17 protein-coding genes are annotated in these 21,098 nt (G+C 72.4%); 7 read left to right on the forward strand and 10 right to left on the reverse strand.

Features of this window, described 5'->3' with window-relative positions:
- Nucleotides 1–47 precede the first annotated feature (47 nt).
- Complete coding sequence (locus AB0N27_RS17505; RefSeq protein WP_364370049.1) at nt 48–1,196, reverse strand: acyl-CoA dehydrogenase family protein; 1,149 nt, start codon at nt 1,194–1,196, stop codon at nt 48–50.
- Nucleotides 1,197–1,273: 77 nt separating this feature from the next.
- Nucleotides 1,274–2,806, reverse strand: a complete 1,533-nt coding sequence (locus AB0N27_RS17510; protein ID WP_364370052.1) for an acyl-CoA carboxylase subunit beta — start codon at nt 2,804–2,806, stop codon at nt 1,274–1,276.
- A 149-nt stretch (nt 2,807–2,955) separates the two neighbouring features.
- On the opposite strand from AB0N27_RS17510, the gene AB0N27_RS17515 reads away from it, so the two are divergent.
- Nucleotides 2,956–3,528, forward strand: a complete 573-nt coding sequence (locus AB0N27_RS17515; RefSeq protein ID WP_364370055.1) for a snapalysin family zinc-dependent metalloprotease — start codon at nt 2,956–2,958, stop codon at nt 3,526–3,528.
- A 78-nt stretch (nt 3,529–3,606) separates the two neighbouring features.
- On the opposite strand, the gene AB0N27_RS17520 is transcribed toward AB0N27_RS17515, so the two are convergent.
- The 5 genes from AB0N27_RS17520 to AB0N27_RS17540 all read right to left on the reverse strand — a co-directional run bounded on the left by AB0N27_RS17520 (nt 3,607) and on the right by AB0N27_RS17540 (nt 11,514).
- Nucleotides 3,607–4,518 (reverse strand): hydroxymethylglutaryl-CoA lyase, encoded by a 912-nt coding sequence (locus AB0N27_RS17520; protein ID WP_364370805.1) that lies wholly within the window; start codon nt 4,516–4,518, stop codon nt 3,607–3,609.
- Nucleotides 4,519–4,749: 231 nt separating this feature from the next.
- Nucleotides 4,750–6,117 carry a biotin carboxylase N-terminal domain-containing protein gene (locus AB0N27_RS17525; protein ID WP_364370058.1) on the reverse strand — a complete coding sequence of 456 codons (1,368 nt, stop codon included), beginning with the start codon at nt 6,115–6,117 and terminating at the stop codon, nt 4,750–4,752.
- Nucleotides 6,118–6,189: 72 nt separating this feature from the next.
- Nucleotides 6,190–6,789: a helix-turn-helix domain-containing protein gene (locus tag AB0N27_RS17530; protein WP_364370061.1), complete on the reverse strand. Its 600-nt coding sequence runs from the start codon at nt 6,787–6,789 to the stop codon at nt 6,190–6,192.
- Between the two features lie 73 nt (nt 6,790–6,862).
- Nucleotides 6,863–9,724, reverse strand: coding sequence for a hypothetical protein (locus AB0N27_RS17535; RefSeq protein WP_364370064.1), 2,862 nt, complete (start codon nt 9,722–9,724; stop codon nt 6,863–6,865).
- A 2-nt stretch (nt 9,725–9,726) separates the two neighbouring features.
- Nucleotides 9,727–11,514, reverse strand: coding sequence for an HSP90 family protein (locus AB0N27_RS17540; RefSeq protein WP_364370067.1), 1,788 nt, complete (start codon nt 11,512–11,514; stop codon nt 9,727–9,729).
- A 120-nt stretch (nt 11,515–11,634) separates the two neighbouring features.
- Between AB0N27_RS17540 and AB0N27_RS17545 the strand changes: the two genes are divergently transcribed.
- A complete protein-coding gene (locus AB0N27_RS17545) occupies nt 11,635–12,843 on the forward strand; it encodes an MFS transporter (RefSeq protein ID WP_364370070.1) in 1,209 nt (402 codons plus the stop codon).
- Here the strand turns inward: AB0N27_RS17545 and AB0N27_RS17550 are convergent.
- Entirely contained in the window at nt 12,840–13,997 is a 1,158-nt protein-coding gene (locus AB0N27_RS17550; protein ID WP_364370073.1) for an FAD-dependent oxidoreductase, read from the reverse strand. The genes AB0N27_RS17545 and AB0N27_RS17550 overlap by 4 nt on opposite strands.
- A 107-nt stretch (nt 13,998–14,104) precedes the next feature.
- Between AB0N27_RS17550 and AB0N27_RS17555 the strand changes: the two genes are divergently transcribed.
- The 3 genes from AB0N27_RS17555 to AB0N27_RS17565 all read left to right on the forward strand — a co-directional run bounded on the left by AB0N27_RS17555 (nt 14,105) and on the right by AB0N27_RS17565 (nt 16,475).
- Nucleotides 14,105–14,677, forward strand: coding sequence for a TetR family transcriptional regulator (locus tag AB0N27_RS17555; protein ID WP_364370076.1), 573 nt, complete (start codon nt 14,105–14,107; stop codon nt 14,675–14,677).
- Between the two features lie 68 nt (nt 14,678–14,745).
- Entirely contained in the window at nt 14,746–15,291 is a 546-nt protein-coding gene (locus AB0N27_RS17560) for a SigE family RNA polymerase sigma factor (RefSeq protein WP_364370079.1), read from the forward strand.
- Nucleotides 15,288–16,475 (forward strand): hypothetical protein, encoded by a 1,188-nt coding sequence (locus AB0N27_RS17565; RefSeq protein ID WP_364370082.1) that lies wholly within the window; start codon nt 15,288–15,290, stop codon nt 16,473–16,475. The genes AB0N27_RS17560 and AB0N27_RS17565 overlap by 4 nt, the downstream gene beginning before the upstream one ends.
- Nucleotides 16,476–16,524: 49 nt before the next feature.
- Here AB0N27_RS17565 and AB0N27_RS17570 read toward each other — a convergent pair whose 3' ends face one another.
- Both AB0N27_RS17570 and AB0N27_RS17575 read right to left on the reverse strand, forming a co-directional pair.
- Nucleotides 16,525–17,427, reverse strand: coding sequence for a sulfurtransferase (locus AB0N27_RS17570; protein ID WP_364370808.1), 903 nt, complete (start codon nt 17,425–17,427; stop codon nt 16,525–16,527).
- Nucleotides 17,428–17,948: 521 nt separating this feature from the next.
- Entirely contained in the window at nt 17,949–18,716 is a 768-nt protein-coding gene (locus AB0N27_RS17575; protein WP_364370085.1) for an SGNH/GDSL hydrolase family protein, read from the reverse strand.
- Nucleotides 18,717–18,967: 251 nt separating this feature from the next.
- Between AB0N27_RS17575 and AB0N27_RS17580 the strand changes: the two genes are divergently transcribed.
- Both AB0N27_RS17580 and AB0N27_RS17585 read left to right on the forward strand, forming a co-directional pair.
- Entirely contained in the window at nt 18,968–20,092 is a 1,125-nt protein-coding gene (locus tag AB0N27_RS17580; protein ID WP_364370088.1) for a transporter substrate-binding domain-containing protein, read from the forward strand.
- Nucleotides 20,056–21,096 carry a hypothetical protein gene (locus AB0N27_RS17585; RefSeq protein WP_364370091.1) on the forward strand — a complete coding sequence of 347 codons (1,041 nt, stop codon included), beginning with the start codon at nt 20,056–20,058 and terminating at the stop codon, nt 21,094–21,096. Before AB0N27_RS17580 ends, AB0N27_RS17585 begins: the two co-directional genes overlap by 37 nt.
- Nucleotides 21,097–21,098: the final 2 nt, after the last annotated feature.

Below are 21,098 nucleotides of genomic sequence, written 5' to 3' on the forward strand. Positions count from 1 at the left end.
CCCGGCTGACGCCCTTCGGGGGCAGGCGTCCGGACCGGTCGGTCCGCTCAGAGGCCCAGGTCGCGCGCGATGATCATCCGCTGCACCTCGCTGGTGCCCTCACCGATCTCCAGGATCTTGGAGTCCCGCCAGAAGCGGGCGACCGGGTACTCGTTCATGAAGCCGTAGCCGCCGTGGATCTGGGTGGCCTCCCGGGCGTTGTCCACGGCGATGGTGCTGGCGTGGAGTTTGGCGATGGCGGCCTGCCGCTTGAACGGCTCGCCGGCCAGCATCCGGGCGGCGGCGTCGTAGTAGGCCAGCCGTGCGGTGTGCGCCTTCAGCTCCATGTCGGCGATCTTGAACTGGATCGCCTGGTTGGCGCCGATCGGCTGGCCGAAGGCCTGCCGCTCCTTCGCGTACTTGATCGACTCGTCGACGCAGCCCTGGGCGAGACCGACGGCAAGCGCGGCGATGGCGATCCGGCCCTCGTCGAGGATCCGCAGGAACTGGGCGAACCCACGACCCCGCTTGCCGAGCAGGTTGGCCGCCGGCACCCGGCAGTCGTCGAAGGTCAGCTCGTGGGTGTCCGAGGCCGTCCAACCCACCTTCGAGTAGCCGGGCGCCACCGTGAAGCCGGGCGTTCCGGTGGGCACGATGATCGTCGACAGCTCCTTCGAGCCGTCCGGGTTCGTACCGGTGACCGCGGTGACGGTGACCATGGCCGTGATGTCGGTCCCCGAGTTGGTGATGAACGCCTTCGACCCGTTGATCACCCATTCGTCGCCGTCCAGCACCGCCCGCGTCTGGGTGCCTGCCGCGTCCGAGCCGGTGCCCGGCTCGGTGAGCCCGAAACCGGCGAGCGCCTCCCCGCTGAGCAGCTTCGGCAGCCAGGTGGCCTTCTGCTCCTCGGTGCCGAACCGGTAGATCGGCATCGCGCCGAGCGAGACCGCCGCCTCAAGGGTGATCGCCACGCTGGAGTCGACCCGGGCCAGTTCCTCCAGGGCCAGGCAGAGCGCGAAGTAGTCGCCACCCATGCCGCCGTGCTCCTCGTCGAAGGGCAGGCCGAACAGGCCCATCTTGCCCATCTGCCGGATGACCTCGTACGGGAAGGTGTGCTGCTCGTAGTGCTCGGCGATGACCGGCGCGACCACCTCACGCGCGAAGTCCCGCACGCTCTCCCGCAGCGCCGTTTGGTCGTCGGTGAGCCGGAAGTCCATCTCATCCTCCTGTTAGGGACGGTGCCGCCTGGCGCTTGTGGCGCCCGGACGGTGGCGGTGCGGGACTGGTGGTCGGGTCAGACCGGGGTGACGCCGTGCCGGCGCCGGGAGAAGTGCCGATCCTTGGTACGCGCGGCGGCGAACCGGCGGACCAGCTCGCCGCGCAGGTCCTGCGGCTCGACGATGGCGTCCACCACCAGTTCGCTGGCGAGCCGCACGACGTCGATGTCCTGCTCGTACTCGGCCCGCTTGGCGGCCACGAACGCGGCCCGCTCGGACTCGTCCTCGATCGCCGCGATCTTGTTGGCGTAGACCGCGTTCACGGCGGCCTCGGCCCCCATCACCGCGATCTTGGCGGTGGGCAGCGCGATCGTGGCGTCCGGCTCGAACCCGGGGCCGGCCATCGCGTAGAGGCCCGCCCCGTACGCCTTGCGGACCACCACGCAGATCTTCGGGACCGTCGCCTCGGAGATCGCGGTGATCATCTTGGCGCCGTGCCTGATGATGCCCTGCTTCTCCACCGCGCTGCCGACCATGAAGCCGGGTACGTCGCTGAGGAAGAGCAGTGGCACGTTGAACGCGTCGCAGAGCTGCACGAACCGGGTCGCCTTGTCGGCGGAGTCGACGAAGAGCACGCCGCCCTTGAACATCGAGTTGTTGCCGAGCACACCGACGACCTGGCCGTCGAGGCGGCCGAAGCCGATCGTCAGCTCCTTGGCCCACAGCGCCTGGATCTCGAAGAACGAACCCTCGTCGAGCAGGCCCTTGACGTACCGCCGCATGTCGAACGCCTGCCGCTCGCTGGCCGGCACCAGCGCGGCCAGGTCCGCCTTCGCGGGCGCGGCGACGGCCGGTGCGGCAGGCGGCGCCTGCGTCCAGTTCGCCGGCAGGTACGACAGGTAGGTCTTCACCACGTCGAGCGCGTCGGCCTCGGTCTTGCAGAGGAAGTGCCCGACGCCTGACTCGGCGGTGTGCACCTTCGCGCCGCCCATCGCCTCCAGGGTGGTCTTCTCCCCGGTGACCATCTCGACCATCCGGTCGGAGCCGAGGTACATGCTGGCGTTGCCGTCGACCATGGCCACCACGTCGCAGAACGCCGGAATGTACGCCCCACCGGCGGCACTCGGGCCGAACAACGCGCACACCTGCGGGATGGAGCCGGAGGCGCGGACCTGGTTCCAGAAGATCTTGCCGGCGCCGCGTCGGCCGGGGAAGAGGTCGACCTGGTCGGTGATCCGTGCGCCGGCCGAGTCGACCAGGTAGACCATCGGCACACCGGCGCCGTACGCCCGCTCGATGATCCGGATGATCTTCTCGACGGTGCGGGCACCCCAGCTGCCGGCCTTCACCGTGGAATCGTTGGCCATCAGGCAGACCTGGCGGCCGTCGATGGTGGCGGTGCCGGTGACCACGCCGTCGGCGGGGAGCCCGTCGGCGAGCGCGTTGGCGTAGAGGCCGTCCTCGACGAACGAACCCTCGTCGACCAGGAGCGCGACCCGTTCGCGGGCGAACAGCTTGCCCTTGGCCGTGTTGGCCGCGTGGTACTTGTCCGCGCCGCCGGACCGGGCCCGCTTGCGCAGCTGCTCCAGCGCCTCACCGTCGAGCGTCACGCCGACCCCCTCGCCGCACCAACCTAAACGATCGTTAGGTTAGCGCATCCACGCGGCACTCGGCGACCCGATCGCTTCCCACTCAGACATTGAAATGTATTGATGCTTACCGTTAGGCTCCTGACACCCCTCCCAGATTGGAGTCAGCGATGACCTCACGACTCAATCGGCTCGCGGTCGCGATGCTCGCGACGGCACTCGCCACCCTCGGCGTCACGGTCGCCAACCCGTCGCCCGCATCCGCCGCCATGACCATCTGCTACAACACCAGCCAGGCAGGGGCCTACGCCGGCACCGCCAGCCAGGCCGCCTCCATCTGGAACAACGCCACGGTCAACCTGACGCTCTCCGCGAACTGCGGTTCCAACCTGCGGATCTACCAGATCACCGGCGGCGGCTCGTACGCCGTGCGGACCAGCCTCGGCAACGGCCGGGTCTACATCGACACCCAGCAGGCGGCGCAGTACAGCCCGCTGCGGATCATGACCCACGAGATCGGGCACATCCTCGGCCTGCCGGACAACTACAACGGCAACTGCTCGATCCTGATGTCCGGCGGCAGCGCCGGCACCAGCTGCACCAACCCGTATCCGAGCACCACCGAGGCGAACCGGGTGAGCAACCTCTTCGCCGGTACCTTCAGCGCCACCGAGCGCAGCACCGACCGCAGCGCGGACATCTTCCGGGACAGCTGGCCGGCCGCGCTCGCCCCGGTGAGCTGACCGACCTGGTACGCGGGAGGGGCCGGCAGCACGCCGGCCCCTCCGTCGCGTCACCGAACGGATCGCGTCACCTGACGGTCAGCTCGGCATCGGCGTCAGCCGGGTACGCGGCCCGGCCCGCAGCACGCCCGACGGGAGCTTCTTGCCGAGCAGTTCCTCCGCCAGTTCCGCCGCCTCGATGAGGGCCGCCAGGTCGATCCCGGTGTCGATGCCCATGTCGTGCAACATGTGCACGGCCTCCTCGGTGGCCAGGTTGCCGCTCGCGCCGGGCGCGTACGGGCAGCCACCCAGGCCACCCACGCTGGCGTCGAACTCGGTCACCCCCAGCTCCAGCGCGGTCAGCAGGTTGGCGAGTGCCGTACCCCTGGTGTTGTGGAAGTGCAGCAGCACCGGCACGTGCGCGTTGCGGTCGCGTACCGCGGTCACCAGCTCGCGGACCCGGCGCGGCGTCGCCATGCCCGTGGTGTCGCCGAACGCCACCCGGTCCGCGCCGTCGCGGACCACCCGGTCCACGATGCCCGCCACCCGCGCGGGGTCGACGTCCCCCTCGTAGGGGCATCCGAAGCTAGTGGCGACGATCACCTCGACCCGCGCGGACGCGCCGTGCAGCAGGTCGATCAGCTCGGCGATGTCGTCGAGCGACTCGTCGGTCGAGCGGTTGACGTTGCGCCGGTTGTGCGTGTCGCTGGCCGAGACCACCACCTCGATCTCGGTGAACCCGGCGGCCAGGGCCCGCTGGGCGCCCCTGGTGTTCGGCACCAGCGCCGAGTACCGCACCCCGTCGGCCTTCCGGGCCCGTTGCCACACCTCGTCGGCGTCGGCCATCTGCGGAATCGCTCTGGGGTGCACGAACGACACGGCCTCGATCCGGCGGACGCCGATGCCGGAGAGCGCGTCGAGCAGCCGCACCTTGGCGTCGGTCGGAATCGGGTCCTCGTTCTGCAACCCGTCGCGCGGCCCGACCTCACGAATCGAGACGGAATCTGGCAAATGGCTCATCGGTCACCTCGCTGTGACGTCGGATCGGGACCTGTGGCGTCGGGTCGGGTCGGGTTGTTCGACCGCTTTGCTCTGCTTACCTGTACGCAACGGCCACCATCCGGTATCCGCACCACCACTGTCGCCTCCAGGTAAGCAGAGCAAAGGGCGCGGGTACCAGTCCCGGGCCGTCGGGGCTCGGCGGCGCGGCCGCCCCGGCGGCCGGCCGACGAACCTGGCCGGTCAGCGCATGCGGGAGACGATGCCCGTGTCATAGGCGCCGGAGCGGAACTCCTCGTTCTCCAGCAGCTCGGTGAAGAAGGGGACGTTGTTCTTCGGGCCCTCGATCTGGAAGGCGGCGACCGCGGCCTTCGCCCGTTCCAGCACCTCGTCGCGGGTCGCGCCACTGATGATCAGCTTCGCCAGCAGGCTGTCGTAGAACGGGGTGACCGTGTTGCCCTCGGTGTAGCCGGAGTCCACCCGGACGCCCTCACCCGTGGGCTCCACCCAGGTCTTCACCACGCCGGGGCCGGGCAGGAAACGCTTCGGGTCCTCGGCGTTGATCCGCATCTCGATGGCGTGCCCACGCGGGGTCAACGCGTCCGGGTCGAAGGTCGGCGCCAACCCGGACGCCACCCGCAACTGCTCCTCGACCAGGTCGATGCCGTAGACGTACTCGGTCACCGGGTGCTCCACCTGCAACCGCGTGTTCATCTCCAGGAAGAAGAAATCTTCGGAGCCGGGACCGTCACCCTCGGAGTCCCGCTGACGCGGGACCAACAGACACTCCACGGTCCCCGCGTTGCGGTAGGCGACCGCCTCACCGGCGCGCACCGCCGCCGCCAGGAAACGCTCCCGCAGCTCCGGCGAGACCGCCGGGGACGGGGACTCCTCGACCAGCTTCTGGTTGCGCCGCTGCACCGAGCACTCCCGCTCGCCGAGCGCCACCACCCGGCCGTCGGCCAGGCCGAGGATCTGCACCTCGACGTGGCGTACCCGGGGGAAGTACCGCTCGATCAACACCGATCCGTCGCCGAACATCCGCTCCGCGAACGCCCGCACCTTGTCGTACTCGGTGCGCAGCGCGGCCTCGTCGACCGCGACGCCCATGCCCATACCGCCGCCCCCGGCGGCGGCCTTGACCATCACCGGGTAGCCGATCTCGGTGGCGGCCGCCACCGCCGCGTCCAGGTCGGCGGCCGGGTCGGTGGTCCCTGGCGCGACCGGAACGCCCGCCGCCGCCATCAGGTTCCGGGCGTTGATCTTGTCGCCCATCGCGGTGATCGCGTCCGCGCCAGGCCCGACCCAGATCAGGCCGCTCGACTCGACGGTACGGGCGAACTCGGCGTTCTCCGACAGGAAGCCGTACCCGGGGTGGATGGCCTGCGCGCCCGTCGACTTCGCGGCGGCGAGGATCGCCTCGGTGTTGCGGTAGCTCAGCGCCGGGTTGGGAGGGCCGATGAGGACCGCCTCGTCCGCCTCGGCGACGAACGGCAGGTCGGCGTCCGCCTCCGAGTACACAGCGATCGCGCGGATGCCGAGTCGACTGGCGGTACGGATGATCCGGCGGGCGATCTCGCCCCGATTGGCGACCAGCAGTGACTCGATCATGTTTTCCTCCCGGCGTCCGGATGTTGGGACGGAGTCAGGAAACCATGACCGGTACGCCGGTGACGAGTCGACTCAGGCGAGCAGCGCGGCCAGGGTGGCGCCGCGCAGCAACTCGGCCCGGCGTCGCCGATCCACCTCGCCACCGAGGAACGGCGTCGAGTTCATCAGGCCGAACGCGGCGTGGGCGAGCACCCGCGCCTCACCGTCGGGCATACCCGGGTGCAGCGCGGTGAGCACCGTCACCCACTCCTCGACGTACATCCGCTGCAGACGGCGGATCCGCCGCCGTGGCTCGTCGGGCAGGCGGTCCAACTCGTGCAGGTGCAGGGCGATGACCGCCGGGTTGGCAAGCGCGAACTCGACGTGGAAGTCGATAAGCGACTCCAGCACCAGGCGCGGGTCGTCCGGATGCCCGGCGGAGCGTTCCCGCCCGCCGGCCAGCAACCCCTCGCTGACCGGGATCAGCGCGGCGGCAAGCATCGCCTCCTTGCCGGCGAAGTGGTGGTAGAGCGCCGGACCGGTGACCCCGGCGGCCGCGCCGATGTCGTCCATCGACACGCCGTGGTAGCCCCGGGCGGCGAACAGACCGACCGCGATCTCCAGGATCTCGTCCTTGCGGGACCGGCGCCGGCCCGCGCCCGCCGCCCCCCGTGCCTGCTGCTCCACCGTCACGGGGCAAGCGTAGACCGCGCGCTGGTCACAATGGGGCTCCGGTTACCGAGGGTTCGCGCACACCCCTGCCCGCTCAGTCGTCCGCGTCCAGGTCGTGCTCCGTCCGCAGGGCGGCCGCCTCGTCGGGCCGGTCCAGCAGGTCCAGGGCGCGGGCCAGCAGCCAGGCCGTCTGGCGGACCGGCCGCGAGTCGGCCGGGAGCCCACCGAGGACACGCCGCAGGAGCTGTTCCGCCTCCGCCGGCCGGTCCAGTCGCAGCAGCAGCTCACCGGTGAGAATCTCCACCTGCGCCGCCTCGCCGAACGCCTCGATCGACCGCAACCGGTCCGGCACCCCGTCGAGCCGGGCCAGCGCCTCGTCCGGCCGGCCCTCGGCCGTCAGCACCCGCGCGCCCGCCTCGGCGGCCATCGCCAGCTCGTACGTCACAGGCGGATCCGGCTGCCCGGCCAGCGTCGCCGCCAACCCGTCCACCTGCTCGACGGCACGGATCGCCGCAGGCCGGTCGTCGGCCCAGAACCACGCGTACGCCTCCCGCCGGCGCGCCCGCAACTCGTCGAGCGGCAGGCCGCCGAGCCGGTACGCCGTGGCCGCCGCCGCGAACCGTTCGGCACCGGCGGCGTCCCGGTCCGCGTCGTACAGGATGCCGCCGGCCTCCTCCAGCACCTGCGCCCGGTACGGGAGGTTGTCCGGGCCGTCCAGGTTGCCGGCCAACTGCTCCAGCAGGGCCAGCGCCGGGTCGATCTCGCCGAGCCCCGCGTACACGCCGGCCAGCAGGTGCCGGCACCTGTCCGCCTCGGCCTGGGCGCCCATCCGGTCGAGACCGAGCACGGCCTCCTCGGCGACCTCGGCGGCCTCGGCGAGCCGACCCACCATCCGGTACGCGTTCGCCAACTCCCAGCGCAGGAAGGAGTCCCCCTCGGCGCCCCGCTCCACGCAGAGCGTCACCGCCTCGACGAACTCGTCCACCGCCTCGGGGGCCCGGCCGGCGGAGAGCAGCGCGCGGGCGCGGGCGACGCGTACCGGCAACTCCGCGTCCGCAGGTGCCACCCGCAGGGCCTCGTCGCAGGCGTCCACCGCGTCCGCGGGATCCTCCACGGTACGGGCGTACGTCAGGCAGGAAGCCGTGACGAGTTCGCCGACGCCCAGCTCACGGCCGATCCGGCGGGCCTCGGCGGCGGCAGCGCGCGCCTCCTCGACCCGCCCGGACTGCTCCAGCAGGTGCGCGCGGTGCAGCGCGATCCGGGCCGCCAGGTGTGGATCGCCGCCTGCGTCGGCGGGCACCAGGTCGAGCGCCGCGAGCGCCTCCGCCCAGCGTTCCCGGTGCAGCAGCGCCAACGCCACCCGGTCGTGGGCGGCGGCCCGCTGCCGGGCGTCGCCGTCCCGGTCCAGTGTCTCGGCGGCCTCCCGGACCAACGTCAACCCCTCGTCGGCGTCGTCGTCGGACCGGGTCAGCAGCACCCCGAGCCGTCCGGCGACCACGTGGGCGGTCACCGCCTCACCCGCCTCGCGGTACAGCTCAAGTGCGGCCCGGTTCATCTCGATCGCAGCCGGGATGTCGTCCTCGTCGCCGAGTTCGGCCGCCCGCATCGCCAGCCGGTGCGCTGCCGTACGCGGGGGGAGGTCCTCGGAGCCGTACCGCTCGTCGTAGGCGGCCAGCGCCGCCCGGAACGTGGCCGGGTCGTGTCGACCCCAACTCTGCTCGGCGAGATTCAGCAGCTCGTCCGGGCCGGCGTCGGCGGGCACCACAACCACTTGCGCCTCGGCCTGCCGCTGCGCGCCGGCACGCACCGGGGCCGGCTCCTGCCCGATCGGGTGCGGTGCGCGTCGGCGGACGCTCGCGGACAGTGGCAGGTGCTCGCCGTCCGGCCGCACGGCGAGCCGGCGGGCGATCCACTCCGACTGGTGGGTGGTGCCGTTGCGGGAGTCGAAGCGTGCGGCCAACCCGGTCGCGGTCCGCGTCAACTCGTCGGCCAGCGTCAGTGCCGCCACCTCGCCGGCGGGCCGGCCCTCGGCGGTTCGCCGGTACACGGTCACCGCGCCGCTCTGGCCGGCCTGGCGCAACGCGGCGGCTGCCGTCGCCGCGAAGTGCATGGCGGCGGCCGGTGACGGTGCCCGGTCCAGCCAGTCCAGGTGCCGTTCGACGAGTTCCACCGCACGCGCCTCGTTGCCCGTCATCGTGCAGAACTCGATGTGGTCGCCGATGTCCCACAGGTTGGCGAGGTTGCCGCGCAGCCGGCGGTACGCCTCCCGGTGCGCGTCCCGCGCCGACTCACCGCGCCCGGTGCGCAGGTACGGCAGGAGCAGGGCCGTGAGGATCGACTGCGGCTGCTCGTTGCAGCTGAGCCGGCCGGCGAGCACCGGCTCGGCCAGTGCCACCGCCTCCACGTCCCGCCCGCTGTCGGCGAGGTAGCCCACCTGGCTGGTCGGATCACAGCCGGCGCAGTCGGAGAGGTCGTCGCGCGGGGTGGTCTGCCAGAGCCGGTACCAGTGCGCTGCCGCGTCGGCGTCCCCCACGTGTTCGGCGACCCGGAACCGGTGCTTGTGGACGGTCTGCAGGCTGTGCCCGCCGGCCCGGTAACGGCGTTCCATGTCGTCGAGCACGGCGTACGTGCGGTCCAGCGGCACCTCGGGGAAGTTCAGCAGACCGGAGATCATGTACTTGAAGTGCCAGAGCAGGTTGTGCAGGTGCCGCTGGTGGTAGGGCTGCGGGTCGCGGTCGAACTCGGCCAGGCACCAGGAGAAGGTCACGAAGGACTTCGCCGGCTCCCCGCCGTAGATGTAGCCCACAGTGGACTGCATCCGGGTGACGAAGGCCAGGTGCCTGTCGTCGGCGGCGTCCACCCGGCGCAGCAGCTGCTCCAGGGCGGCGATCTGCCCCGCCCCGTACGGCATGTCGGTGATGCCGCGCAGCGCCCGCCACAGATCCTCGTCGCTCATGCTCACTCCCGTCCCGGTACGGCCCGGCCGAGCAGGCCGAGGAAGGAATCGTTGAGCAGCGCCGCGTCGGCCGCGCGGATCGGATGGTGACCGAGCAGCAGCGCCTGCCCGTACAGCGCCTCGATGGCGAGCCCCACCAACTCCGGGTCGGCCAGCATGGTGACCCGGCGGACCAGCGGGTTGCGGTGGTTGAGCACCAACTGTGGACGGTCCGGTGGGGCGGTGGCGGCGAGCGCGTCGAGAACCCCGCCCCACAGCTCGTCGGCCCGGTCCCGGCTGGCCGCGAGCTGGTCGTTGAACGCCGCCGACCGGCTCACCAGGTAGAGGGCGGGCAGCGACACCGGGTCGTACGCGCGGATCACCACCTCGCAGCCGGACCGTTCGACGGCCCGTTGCGCCGCGCTGAGGAACGGCCGCAGCGCCAGCTCCACCTGCGGGTCGAGGCCCTCGAAGCGGGTCGTGAGGTCGCTCGGCTCCAGCCGCTCGATCAGCACCGAGCGGTCCACCGCCGGCAGCCGCTCGATCAGCTCGGTGTCGTACGTGTAGCCGGCGTTGACCACCGCCAGGTCCTGCGCGGCGGCCACGGCGGCGAGCTGGCGGAACTCGTCCAGGCTCGCCGCGTAGCGCACGACGCCGTGGCGTTCCCGGAACTCGGCGAGGGTGAGCGTGCCGACGTTGGTGTCCATCGGCCACCACCTGTCGACCAGTCGCAGCATCTCGTCGTCGTGCAGCGCCAACGCCTTCACGCCGAGGTGGTGCACCTGGAGGAACTCGGCCAGCCGGTGCGGGTCGTGCCGGGCAAGCCGGACCAGCCAGCCGCGTACCTGGTCGCCGAGCGCCTCCCGGGTCGCGGCCAGCAGGGTGTCCTCGTAGAGGGCCTCGCGGCTCGCGGTGGGGCGCAGCTCGGTGGCGTCCACCACGCAGTGGGCGAAGAACGCCCAGTCCGGCAGCAGCCCGTCGGCGTGCTCGGTGAGCAGCATCCGCTTGAGGTAGACCCGGTGTCCCGCGCGGGCGGCCGGGTTCACCGGGGTGGGCAGGATGACGGCGACACCGGTCAGCCCGGCCTCCGCGACCGTCAACGGCAGCACGTCGAACGGGTCGACGCCGAGCGTCTCCCTCGCGTACGCGACGAGGGCCGCCCGGTCGACAGGGGCCCCCGGCGTGGTGGGCCACGGCGGCTCGCCCGTGGTGGTGACGACGTCACCGACCCGCACGGTGACCGGCAGCAGCGAACCGAAGAGGCGAGCCAGGTCGGTGACCGTCGGCGTGGTGAACCACTGGTCGGCGTCGCGGCGGGGCACCAGCGTGACTGTGGTGCCCGGTTCGGCGCGGGCGGCCTCCGGCGGTGCGACGCTCACCGCGTACCTGCCGTCGGCGTACCCGGTCCAGCGGACCGTGGGGTGTTCGCCGTTGCGGGTGAGCACCTGGATCTCGTCGGCGACCAGGAAGCAGGAGAGCAGACCGATGCCGAACTGGCCGAGGAACTCGTGGCGGGAGAAGCCCAGCTCGTCCCGCTTGGAGCTGCGGCCGATGGTGGCCAGCAGCTCGTGCACCTGCGCCTCGGTGAGGCCGATGCCCGTGTCGTGTACCCGCAACGTGCCGTCGCCGGTCAGCTCGGGGGTTTCGATGCGGATCAGGGCGGGCGCGTCCGGTTCGGTCGAGCGCCGTGCGGTGATCGCGTCCACGGCGTTCTGCAACAGCTCGCGGACGTAGACCCGCGGGCTGCCGTAGAGGTGGTGACTGAGCAGGTCGACCACGCCACGGAGGTCGACCTGGAAGGTGTGGTCCACGCCTATTTTCTCCCCCGGTCCCGAATACCGGCGCCCACCGTACCGATGATCACCGACGGGCGCGTCCCCCGTTCGCGGCGGCTTGACCCTCGACCCGGTCGAACCCGCACGGTCTCCGGCATGACAGCTTCCGTTCTCGGTCGGGACTTCCGGCTGCTGTGGTGCGCCACCGTCTCGTCGCGGTTCGGGGACGCGCTTCGTACGCCGGCTCTGGCCCTGCTGGCGGCGGCGATGACCCGCGATCCCCGGGTCATCGCCGCGGTCACAGTGGTCGCGCAGGTGCCGCCACTGCTCTTCGGCCTGCTCGGCGGCGTGTACGCCGACCGTTGGGACCGCCGGCGGACGATGGCCCTGGTGGACGGGATCCGCGCCGGGGTGGTGGCGGCGTTGGCGATGGCTGTCGCCGTCGACCGGGCCGGCATCGCGGCCCTGCTGGTGGCGGCGTTCCTCCTTGCCGCGCTGGGCACGCTCTTCGACTCGGCCTCGTTCGCGCTGCTTCCCGCGCTGGTGGCGCCGGCCGCGCTGCCCCGGGCCAACGGCCGCCTCCAGGCGGGTACGGCGGTGGCCGGCGGTTTCCTCGGCGCGCCCGCCGCCGGTGTCCTCTTCGCCGTCGCACCGGCCCTGCCGTTCACTCTGGACGCCGTCACCTTCGCGGTGGCCGCCGTGCTGGTACTGGCCTTGGCTCCGGCACCCGAGGCCGACCCGACCGCCGGATCCGCCGCGCCGCGCGGGTCGGTGTGGGGCGAGATCGTCGAGGGGGTGCGGTGGCTGCGCGGCCACCGGACACTGTGGCACGTCACAGTGCTCGCCGCCGGGTGCAACCTGGCGATCAGCGGCCTCATGGCGGTGCTGGTGCTGTACGCCTTGGACGTGCTGCGCGTGCCGCCGGCCGGGTACGGGCTGTTCGCCGCGTCGGCGATCGTCGGCGGCCTGGCCGGGGCACTGGGCGCGGGTCGGCTCGCCGCCCGGCTCGGCACGGTGCGGGCGCTGTGCGCGGTGCTCGCCGCGCAGACCGTGGCGTTGGGCGGGTTCGCGCTGGCCCGGCATCCGGTGCCGGGCGGGTTCGCGCTTGCCGTCTTCGCGGCCGGGACTGTGGTGTGGAACAGCCTGTGGGCGTCGTACGGGCAGCGGCACGTGCCGGCGGGGCTGCTGGGTCGGGTGGGTGCGGCCCAGCGGATGGTGGGTCTGCTCACCGCTCCGGTCGGCGCGGTGCTCGCCGGACTGGTCGCCGCCGCATCGGGGACGGTGCCTGTGATGTGCGCCGCTGCGGCCACGTTCGCGCTGGTCACCGTGGCGGCGTGGCGGACCCTTCGACGGGGCGCCGTCTAGTGCGTGGCCCGTTCCCGGTGGGACAACCCGGACAGGCGCAGCGCGATCCGCCGCCGGACCGGTGGCACCCCGCCGAGCAGCCGGAGCAGCACGTCGCGGGCCGGCCGGCGGGCCGGGGAGGTGGTGGCCAGCCGGGTCAGTCCGGAGGCGAAGCTCAGCACGTCCTCGGCCATCGGGCGCTGCCGGGCGTCGTACCCGTCCAGGACCGTTTCGGATCCGCCGTCGAGCACGTCGGCCAGCGCGGTACCGAGGGCCACCGCGTCGCAGATCCCCAGGTTCATGCCCTGTCCGCCGGCGGGGCTGTGCACGTGCGCGGCGTCCCCGGCGAGCAGCACCGGACCGGCGCGGAAGGTGTCGGCGATGCGGTGCCGCACCCGGAACCGGGAACCCCAAAGCACAGCGGTCACCCGGTCCGGCCGCCGTCTCGGGCCGCGTTCGTCGAGCAGCGCCTGGAGGTACGCCGCGTCCGGTTCGGCGGGTGCCGTCGGCACCGCGGCGACGATCCGGACCACACCGTCCGGCAGCGGCGCCCAGACCAGCGGCCCGGGGCGGGCGAGGAACAGCGCCGCCTCGTCGCGGGGCAGCACGCTGTGCACGCGTACGTCGGCGAGCACGAAGGACTCCTCGTCGCTCGGGCCGGTGAAGCCGATGCCTGCCGCCTGCCGGACGGTGCTGTGCAGGCCGTCCGCACCGACCACGTACCTGGCGCGCAGCTCGGCCCCGTCGACCTGCGCGCGTACGCCGTCGGCGGTGTGGCTCAGGCCGGTCAGCCGGCACGGCCGCCGCACCCGCACGCCCAGCTCGGCCAACTGGTCGGTGAGCACCTTCTCGGTCACGGCCTGGGAGACCAGCAGCGCGTAGGGAAAGCGGGACGGCAACCCGTGGAACGGGACCGCCAGCAGCACCCGGTCGCGGTCGCGGACCGTGAAGCGCGGCGCCCGCACGCCCTGGGCGACGAGCGGCGCCGCGGCGCCGATCCGGTCCAGCACCTCCAGGGTGTACGCGTGCACGACGGCCGCGCGGGAGGTCACCGGCGCGGCGGCGACCTCGTCGAGGACTGTCACGTCGGCTCCACGTCGGGCGAGTGTCAGCGCGGTGGCGAGGCCGGTGGGGCCCGCCCCCACCACCAGGACGTCGGTACTCGTGGGCAGCATTGCCACCTCCGGAACGACAGTTGCCAACACTCGTTGGCAAACACTTGTTGGCAACGGTAGAAGCCCGTCGATTGCGTGTCAACAGGTGTTGGCATACGGTCGTTGACATGACAGCTCCCGCCCGTCCCCGCCGCTCGGACGCCACCCGGGCGGCGATCCTGCGAGCCGCCCGGGAACGGTTCGCCGCGGACGGGTACGAACGCGCCACCATCCGGGCCATCGCCGCCGACGCCCGGATCGACCCGTCGATGGTCATGCGCTACTACGGCAGCAAGGAGGGGCTCTTCGCGGCGGCGGCCGAGTTCGACCTGCGCCTGCCCGACCTGACCGCCGTCCCTCCCGCGCAACTCGGCGAGGCGCTGATCCGGCACTTCCTCGCCCGCTGGGAGGGAGACGAGACGCTCGTCGCGCTGCTACGCGCCGCCAGCACCAACCCGGGCGCGGCCGAACGGATGCGCGGCATCTTCGCCGACCAGCTCGCCGCGGCCGTCGCCACGTTCGACAGCGAGGCGCGGACGACCGGCCGACGCGCCGGCCTGGTGGCAAGTCAGATCCTCGGCCTCGCCTTCACCCGCTACATCGTCCGCCTGCCGCCCATGGTGGACGCCACACCCGAGGACCTGGTCTCCTGGATCGGGCCGACTCTCCAGCGCTACCTGACCGGGCGGCCGGAGAACTGACCCAACCTTTTCCCGCTCCCCGTGCGTCTGCCAGGTGACGCGCGACGCGGCGGCCGGAAGGGGGGCGGATGGGATCGACGGCGAACGACGACGGCCGCGACGGCTACCTCGCCTTCGTGGAGACCCACCAGCACCGGCTGCTGCGCGCGGCCTATTTGATCTGCGGCAACCGGCACCAGGCCGAGGACCTCCTCCAGGACGCCCTGCTGAAGCTGGCGCTGCGCTGGTCGTCGGTACGCGACGGCGACCCCGCCGCGTACGTGCGGACGATCCTCTACCGCGACGCGGTGTCCTGGTGGCGTCGCCGTCGCCGCGAACGGCTCAGCGCCGCGCCGCCGGAACAGGTGGCCCCCGACCGGGACGGCGCGTTGCGGCTGACGCTGCACGACGCGCTGGGGCAACTGCCGCCGCGGCAGCGGGCCGTCCTGGTGCTGCGCTACTACGAGGACCTGACCGAGGTCGCCACGGCGGAGGCGCTGGGGGTGACCGTCGGCACCGTGAAGAGCCAGTGCCACGCCGCCCTGCGCCGGCTCCGCGAGGTGGCTCCGGACCTCACGGTGGACACCCGGCCGGCCCCGGGCGCGGCAGCCACAGGCCTGGAGGTGAACCCGTGAACGAGCAGGATCTCCGTCGACTTCTGACAGTCAGCGTCGAGGACGTGCTGCCCAGCCAACCCGCGACGGCAGGCTGGGACCGGGCGCGGCGCACCAGGCGTACCCGGCGGGCGGTCGGTGCGGTCGCCCTGGCCGTGGCACTGATCGGCGGCGGCACGGTGGCCGCGCTCCGACCATCTGCCGATCCTCCACCGGACCGCCCGGTGGCCCCGACCCCGACCGTCGGACCCACCCACGCCGGTCCGGTGCAGCGGCCCCCCGCCGAGCTGACCTACCCACCCGACCCGCTGGCCCGGCTCGCCGACCCGCCGACCGTGCCGCTGTCCGAGCGGCCGGTCCGGCAGGCGCTGGCGCTGTACCAGCCCCTGGACGAGGAGGGACGCGCCGTCGGACCGGTCCGGGTCCTCGGCGACGACGGTGTCGTACGCGGTCTGGACGTGGTGACGCTGGCGCCAACCCGGGACGCGGGCGGCAACGAGGCAACCGCCGTGAAACCGGGGGTGCTGTCGCCGGACGGCCGGTGGGCGGCGTTCGCGCAGACCAACGAACTGATCATGGTCGACCTCACCAGAGCCGGTGTACGCCGGATCCCGCTCGACGGCTACCTGGAGCTGGTGGTCTGGGCGAGCGACCGGGTGCTGGTCGGCGGCGACAACCGGACGTACGCGGTGGAGCGGGACAGCGACGCGGCGAGCACCATCGACGTGTCCGCCTGGAACGTGGTGGCACCCGACCCGTCGGCCGGCCGCGAGGCCGCGCTGATCGAGATGATCGGCGAGCGGGGTGGCCTGACGCTGCGCAGCCGGACCGCCCGCGACGCCACGATCCGCTCGGAACAGCGGATCACCGCCGACGCGCTGCCCGCGCCGTACCAGGTGAACGAGTTCTACGGGCGGGGCTGGCTGCACGGCGGACGGATCGCCACCGGGGCGTGGATCGTCAGCGGCGAGATGGACGGCGCGGAGGGGGCGGCCGTGCTGGACGCGCGCACCGGTGCCGTGACCCACCTGCTCGACCTGGGCCGGGACCGCGCCAAGGGCTGCTGCCCCGTGCTGGGCTGGGACAACAGGGGCGCGGTGCTGCTCCGCCTGGACCCGGCCGGGTTGGCACGCTGGAACCCGGAGACCGGCGAGATCACCGGCATCGTCCGCGACCTGCGCGGCGTGGTCGCCCTCGCGGGCTGACCACCGTCCCCGCGCGTCCGTGACGACCGCGCGGGGACGATGCGGTCACTCAGTTGGCGAGGCCGCCGGGCTGGTCACCCTTGACCACTGGCGCCCGGACCAGGTTGCCCCACTCGGTCCACGAACCGTCGTAGTTGCGCACCTGCGGGTAGCCCAGCAGGTGCCGCAGCACGAACCAGGTGTGGCTGGACCGTTCACCGATCCGGCAGTACGCGATCACGTCGTCGTCCGGGCTCAACCCGAGCTGGTCGGCGTAGATCGCCTTCAGTTCGTCGGCGGACTTGAACGTGCCGTCCTCGTTGGCGGCGGACTTCCACGGCTTGCTCACCGCACCCGGGATGTGCCCGCCGCGCAGCGCGCCCTCCTGCGGGTAGTCCGGCATGTGCAGCATCTCGCCCGTGTACTCACCCGGCGACCGGACGTCGACGAGCGGCCGGCCGGCGGCGACGTGGGCCATGACCTGCTCGCGGTACGCCCGCAGCGGCGCGTCGTCGCGCTGCGGCACCGGATAGTCGGCGCGGGGGCGGGCCGGCTTGTCGCGGGTCACCTCGCGACCCTCGGCGATCCACTTCTGCCGACCGCCGTCGAGCAGCCGTACGTCGGCGTGGCCGAAGAGCGAGAACACCCAGAGGGCGTACGCGGCCCACCAGTTGAAGTTGTCGCCGTAGAAGACGACCGTGTCGCCCCGGCCGATGCCCTTCGCGGCACACAGCTCGGCGAAACTCTTCGCGTCCAGGTAGTCCCGGGTCACCTGGTCGTTCAGCTCCAGGTGCCAGTCGACCTTCACGGCGCCCGGGATGTGACCGGATTCGTAGAGCAGCACGTCCTCGTCGGACTCGACCACCACGAGGCCCTCGTCGCCCAGGTGCTCGGCCAGCCACTCGGTGGTGACCAGCCGCTGCGGGTCCGCGTACGACTGGAGGCGGGGATCAGGATCGTTGGGCACAGACATGATCCCCAAACTACGCCGCAACTCCGCCCGCTGACCGACCATCGGGTGCGACGCGGGCCACGTGATGTGCGGTCGGGCCCGGCGGTGGGCGATCCGGCCCGCGACCACTGTCACCAGGCAGGCGTCGTCGGCGCCGTACACCGCGAGGTCGGCCCGCCCGCCCGGACGCAGCGTCACCGCCACGGGTGCGGGCAGCACCAGCAGGTCGCTCCGGTCGACGGCGGCCCGCAGCGCCGGATCGGCGAGGTGCTCCGCCAGCACCGCCGTCACCCCGTGCCGCAGCAGCGCGTGCACCCGCTCGCGTGGGGTGGGTGCCGCCGGCAGCGGACCGTCGTGCAGCAGCCCCGGCCCCAGCGTGCCCGGCCAACGGCGCAGCCGCACACCCTCGTACGCCCCGCTCAGCTCGGCCAACGGGCCGACGGCCTGGACGCGGTCGCCGTCGACGAGCACGGCGTACTCCGGCACCGGTTCGCCGTCGGGCGTGTGCCGCAGCAGTGGCGCGGTGTGCAGGGTACGCACCGTCAGTCGACGATCGGCCCGAGCAACGGACGCTTGGCGGTCACCGTGTCGCCGGACGACCGGCCGGTGAGCCGCCGCTTGATCCACGGGGCGAGGTGCTGCCCGGCCCAGCGCAGGTCGGCGGCGCGTGCGGCCAGCCACGGCGACGGCGCCGGATGCGGCGGGACCATCAGCCACTCCTCGTCGCAGCCCACCCCGAGCGCGTTCAGCACCTGCGCGGCGACCCGCCGGTGCCCGGCCGCGGAGAGGTGCAGCCGGTCCGTACTCCAGAGCATCGGGTTGAGGAAGGTGTCGTCGGCGTACAGGTCGACCATGATCGCGCCGTGCCGCTCGGCGGTCTCGCCCACCGCCTGGTTGAGCAACTGCACGCGGGGGGCGACGAGGCGCTGACCGGGCAGACGCGCCATCACGTCGGCAAAACGGAAGAGCAGCACGTCCGCGCCACCCGAACGCAACTGCCGGACCACCTCGTCGAAGCGGGCGACAAGCGTGTCCGGGTCGAAGGTGCGGCGCAGCACGTCGTTGCCGCCGGCCGCGAAACTGATCAGATCCGGCTTCATCGCCACGGCGGAGGGCACCTGCTCGGCCACCACGCTCGGGAAGAGCCGGCCCCGGATGGCGAGGTTCGCGTACCGGAAGTCGGGGCCAACCTCGGCGGCGAGCCGGGTCGCGACCAGATCCGCCCAGCCCCGGTACGAGCCGTCCGGGTAGGCGTCGTCCATGCCCTCGGTGAAGCTGTCCCCGACCGCGACAAAACTGCGCCAGCGCACCCGCGCCTCCCTCACGCCACCCGTTGCCTGCGGCGACCAGTCTGTCACCGGGGACGCGGCGCGCGGTGCCCCGACCGGTCGACGTGGCGGAGGTCATCCGCGGGTGTCCTCACCGGTCGAGCCGCGTGGCGCGCTCCGGACCCATGTTGATCATGGCCATGGACGGAGTGCGCGCGGCGGGTCGCCGTGGCTCGCTCGCAGGCCCCACAATGGAGGGCCGATCAGCGGGGCCAGGCAGCGGGGAGGCCGAGTTGAGTCAGGCAAGCGAGCCGAGCCCCGCCGGGCCGGCCACACCTACACGCAGCGCCCGCACCCGCCAGATCCGGGTCGTGGGACTTGTCGTCGCGTTGGCCGTCTTGGCGGCGGCCCTGGTCCCGATCGTGCTCGCCGTGGGTCCCCCGACCCGCGACGAGCTGCTGGAGCAGGCCGGTATGAAGGGCAAGCAGCAACTGGTCATCGGGGTGAAGGACGACCAGCCGGGCATCTCCCAGCGGTTCTCGAACAACGTCTGGAAGGGCTTCGACGTCGACATCGCCTACATGATCGCCAGCTTCCTCGGGTTCGACCGCTCCCAGGTGCGGTTCCTGCCCATCGAGAGCGAGGACCGGGCCCGGCGGCAGGCCAGCGACGGGGACGGGTTCGTCACCGTCGACCTCGTCATCGCGTCGTACAGCATCAACAAGAAGCGTGAGGAGGAGGGCGCGGTCTTCTCCTCCGCCTACCTGCACACCGAGCAGTCGGTGGTCACCCTGCAGAGCTTCAAGGGGCCGGTGAGCAGCCTCCAGGATCTCGCCGGGCGGTCGGTCTGCTCGCTCACCACTTCGACCTCGATCGACCGTCTGACCGAGGCCGGCGCGAAGCCCAGGGGCCGGAACCGGATCAGCGAGTGCATCCAGGAGTTGTACGACGGCGAGGTGGAGGCCGTGACCACCGACGCCGCGATCCTCGCCGGCTTCGTCACCGCCGACCGGCCCGGCGACGACGGTCAGCGCTTCCCGGTCGTCCTGAAGAACACCAAGCCGCTGCGGCACTGGGACATCGGCTCGTCCCCCCAGGAGCGGTGGGGTGTCAACACCGGCCCCAACCGGGCGCTCCGCGACCTGGTCGACCTCGCGCTGTACACGTCGGCGAACGACGAGGAGAACGCGACCTGGGAGAACGCGTACAACGCCAACCTCCGCTGGCAGCAGCAGTACAACCCCGGGCAGCCGGTCGCGGAGCAGGAGCAACCCGAGGCTCGGAAGGTGGAGGTGCGGCAGTGGCCGTGGGAGAGGATCGCGCTGCCGGCGCCGGCGCACCCCGGATCGCCACCGACCTCGGTGACGGCAAACCGCGCCGGATGGCGGGGGCGCGGCAGGCGCAGCAGTGGCTGCTGACCCTCCTGCCCGCGTTCCCCGTCCTGCTCCTGGTGCTCCGGCTGTGGCAGCTCAGCCGACAGGACATGTCGACGATGCTGCTGCTGGTGCAGTACGTCAGCCCTCTCGGCCTGCTGAGCGCCCTGCTGATCGCCCTGGTGTGGGCGTTCCCCGTGGTGGTGCTCGCGTTCGGCGTGCTCGGGCGACTGCTCCGGCTCAGCGCCCCTGACCGCTTCGACCCGGAACGGTCGCTGCTGGCCTCGGGGACCGCGCGTACCCCCGGTTGGGTGATCAGCGCGGCCGTCGCGCTGGGGGCCCTCACCTGGCAGCTGCGGTTCCTGCCGTCGCTGCTGATGCTCGGTCTCTGGCTGCTCGCGCTGCGGACCCGCTACCTGCACCCGGACCAGCCGACCCGGATCCTGGTGGTGACAGTGGCGCTGCCGGTGGCGGCGGCGGTGCTCGCGTACAGCGTCCTGGCTCCGGCGATCTGGACAGCGGTCCAGGAGGGCGAGTTGTCCACGGCGGCGCTGCTCGCGGTGCCGCCCGCCGCCACCCTGCTGCTCACCGGCCCGATCCCCGGCTGGATCGCCCCGGCGCTGACCCACGGGCTGGCGTTCACTGTCGCCGCCGTGCTCCCGGTGGTGATGGGAGCGGTCTTCCTCAGGGTGCCGCTGCTGCCCATCGCCGCGATCGAGGTCGACCCGAAGAAGGCCGCCGAGGCTCCCGTGAGCGACGCGGTTCCGTCGCCGCCCGACCGGGCCGGTCTGGAGGTGGTGCTCGGCTCGCTCATCACGGTCACCGACACGTCGACGATCGTGCTGGACCAGAGCGGCCGTGTGCGGTTCCTGCCGAACGGCCAGGTCGAGTCGCAGGTCCTCTGCCCGCAGGCGGCGCAGGTGCCGTACAGCCTGGTGTCGGTACGCGGCTGGCCGGTGGAGGAGACAGCCCTGGACTGGATGATGCCCCGGCGGCAGATGGTCGACCCGGACGTGCGCTGCGAGGGTCGGCTTCCCGGCCCGGGATGACA

Source organism: Micromonospora sp. NPDC093244, assembly GCF_040683695.1.
Lineage (GTDB): Bacteria > Actinomycetota > Actinomycetes > Mycobacteriales > Micromonosporaceae > Micromonospora.

Bases quoted from the DNA above. Each gene is read 5' to 3' on its own strand.
- AB0N27_RS17505 (WP_364370049.1), bottom strand. From the start codon at position 1,196: ATGGACTTCCGGCTCACCGACGACCAAACGGCGCTGCGGGAGAGCGTG.
- AB0N27_RS17515 (WP_364370055.1), top strand. From the start codon at position 2,956: ATGACCTCACGACTCAATCGGCTCGCGGTCGCGATGCTCGCGACGGCA.
- AB0N27_RS17525 (WP_364370058.1), bottom strand. From the start codon at position 6,117: ATGATCGAGTCACTGCTGGTCGCCAATCGGGGCGAGATCGCCCGCCGG.
- AB0N27_RS17535 (WP_364370064.1), bottom strand. From the start codon at position 9,724: ATGAGCGACGAGGATCTGTGGCGGGCGCTGCGCGGCATCACCGACATG.
- AB0N27_RS17545 (WP_364370070.1), top strand. From the start codon at position 11,635: ATGACAGCTTCCGTTCTCGGTCGGGACTTCCGGCTGCTGTGGTGCGCC.
- AB0N27_RS17550 (WP_364370073.1), bottom strand. From the start codon at position 13,997: ATGCTGCCCACGAGTACCGACGTCCTGGTGGTGGGGGCGGGCCCCACC.
- AB0N27_RS17555 (WP_364370076.1), top strand. From the start codon at position 14,105: ATGACAGCTCCCGCCCGTCCCCGCCGCTCGGACGCCACCCGGGCGGCG.
- AB0N27_RS17560 (WP_364370079.1), top strand. From the start codon at position 14,746: ATGGGATCGACGGCGAACGACGACGGCCGCGACGGCTACCTCGCCTTC.
- AB0N27_RS17570 (WP_364370808.1), bottom strand. From the start codon at position 17,427: ATGTCTGTGCCCAACGATCCTGATCCCCGCCTCCAGTCGTACGCGGAC.
- AB0N27_RS17585 (WP_364370091.1), top strand. From the start codon at position 20,056: ATGGCGGGGGCGCGGCAGGCGCAGCAGTGGCTGCTGACCCTCCTGCCC.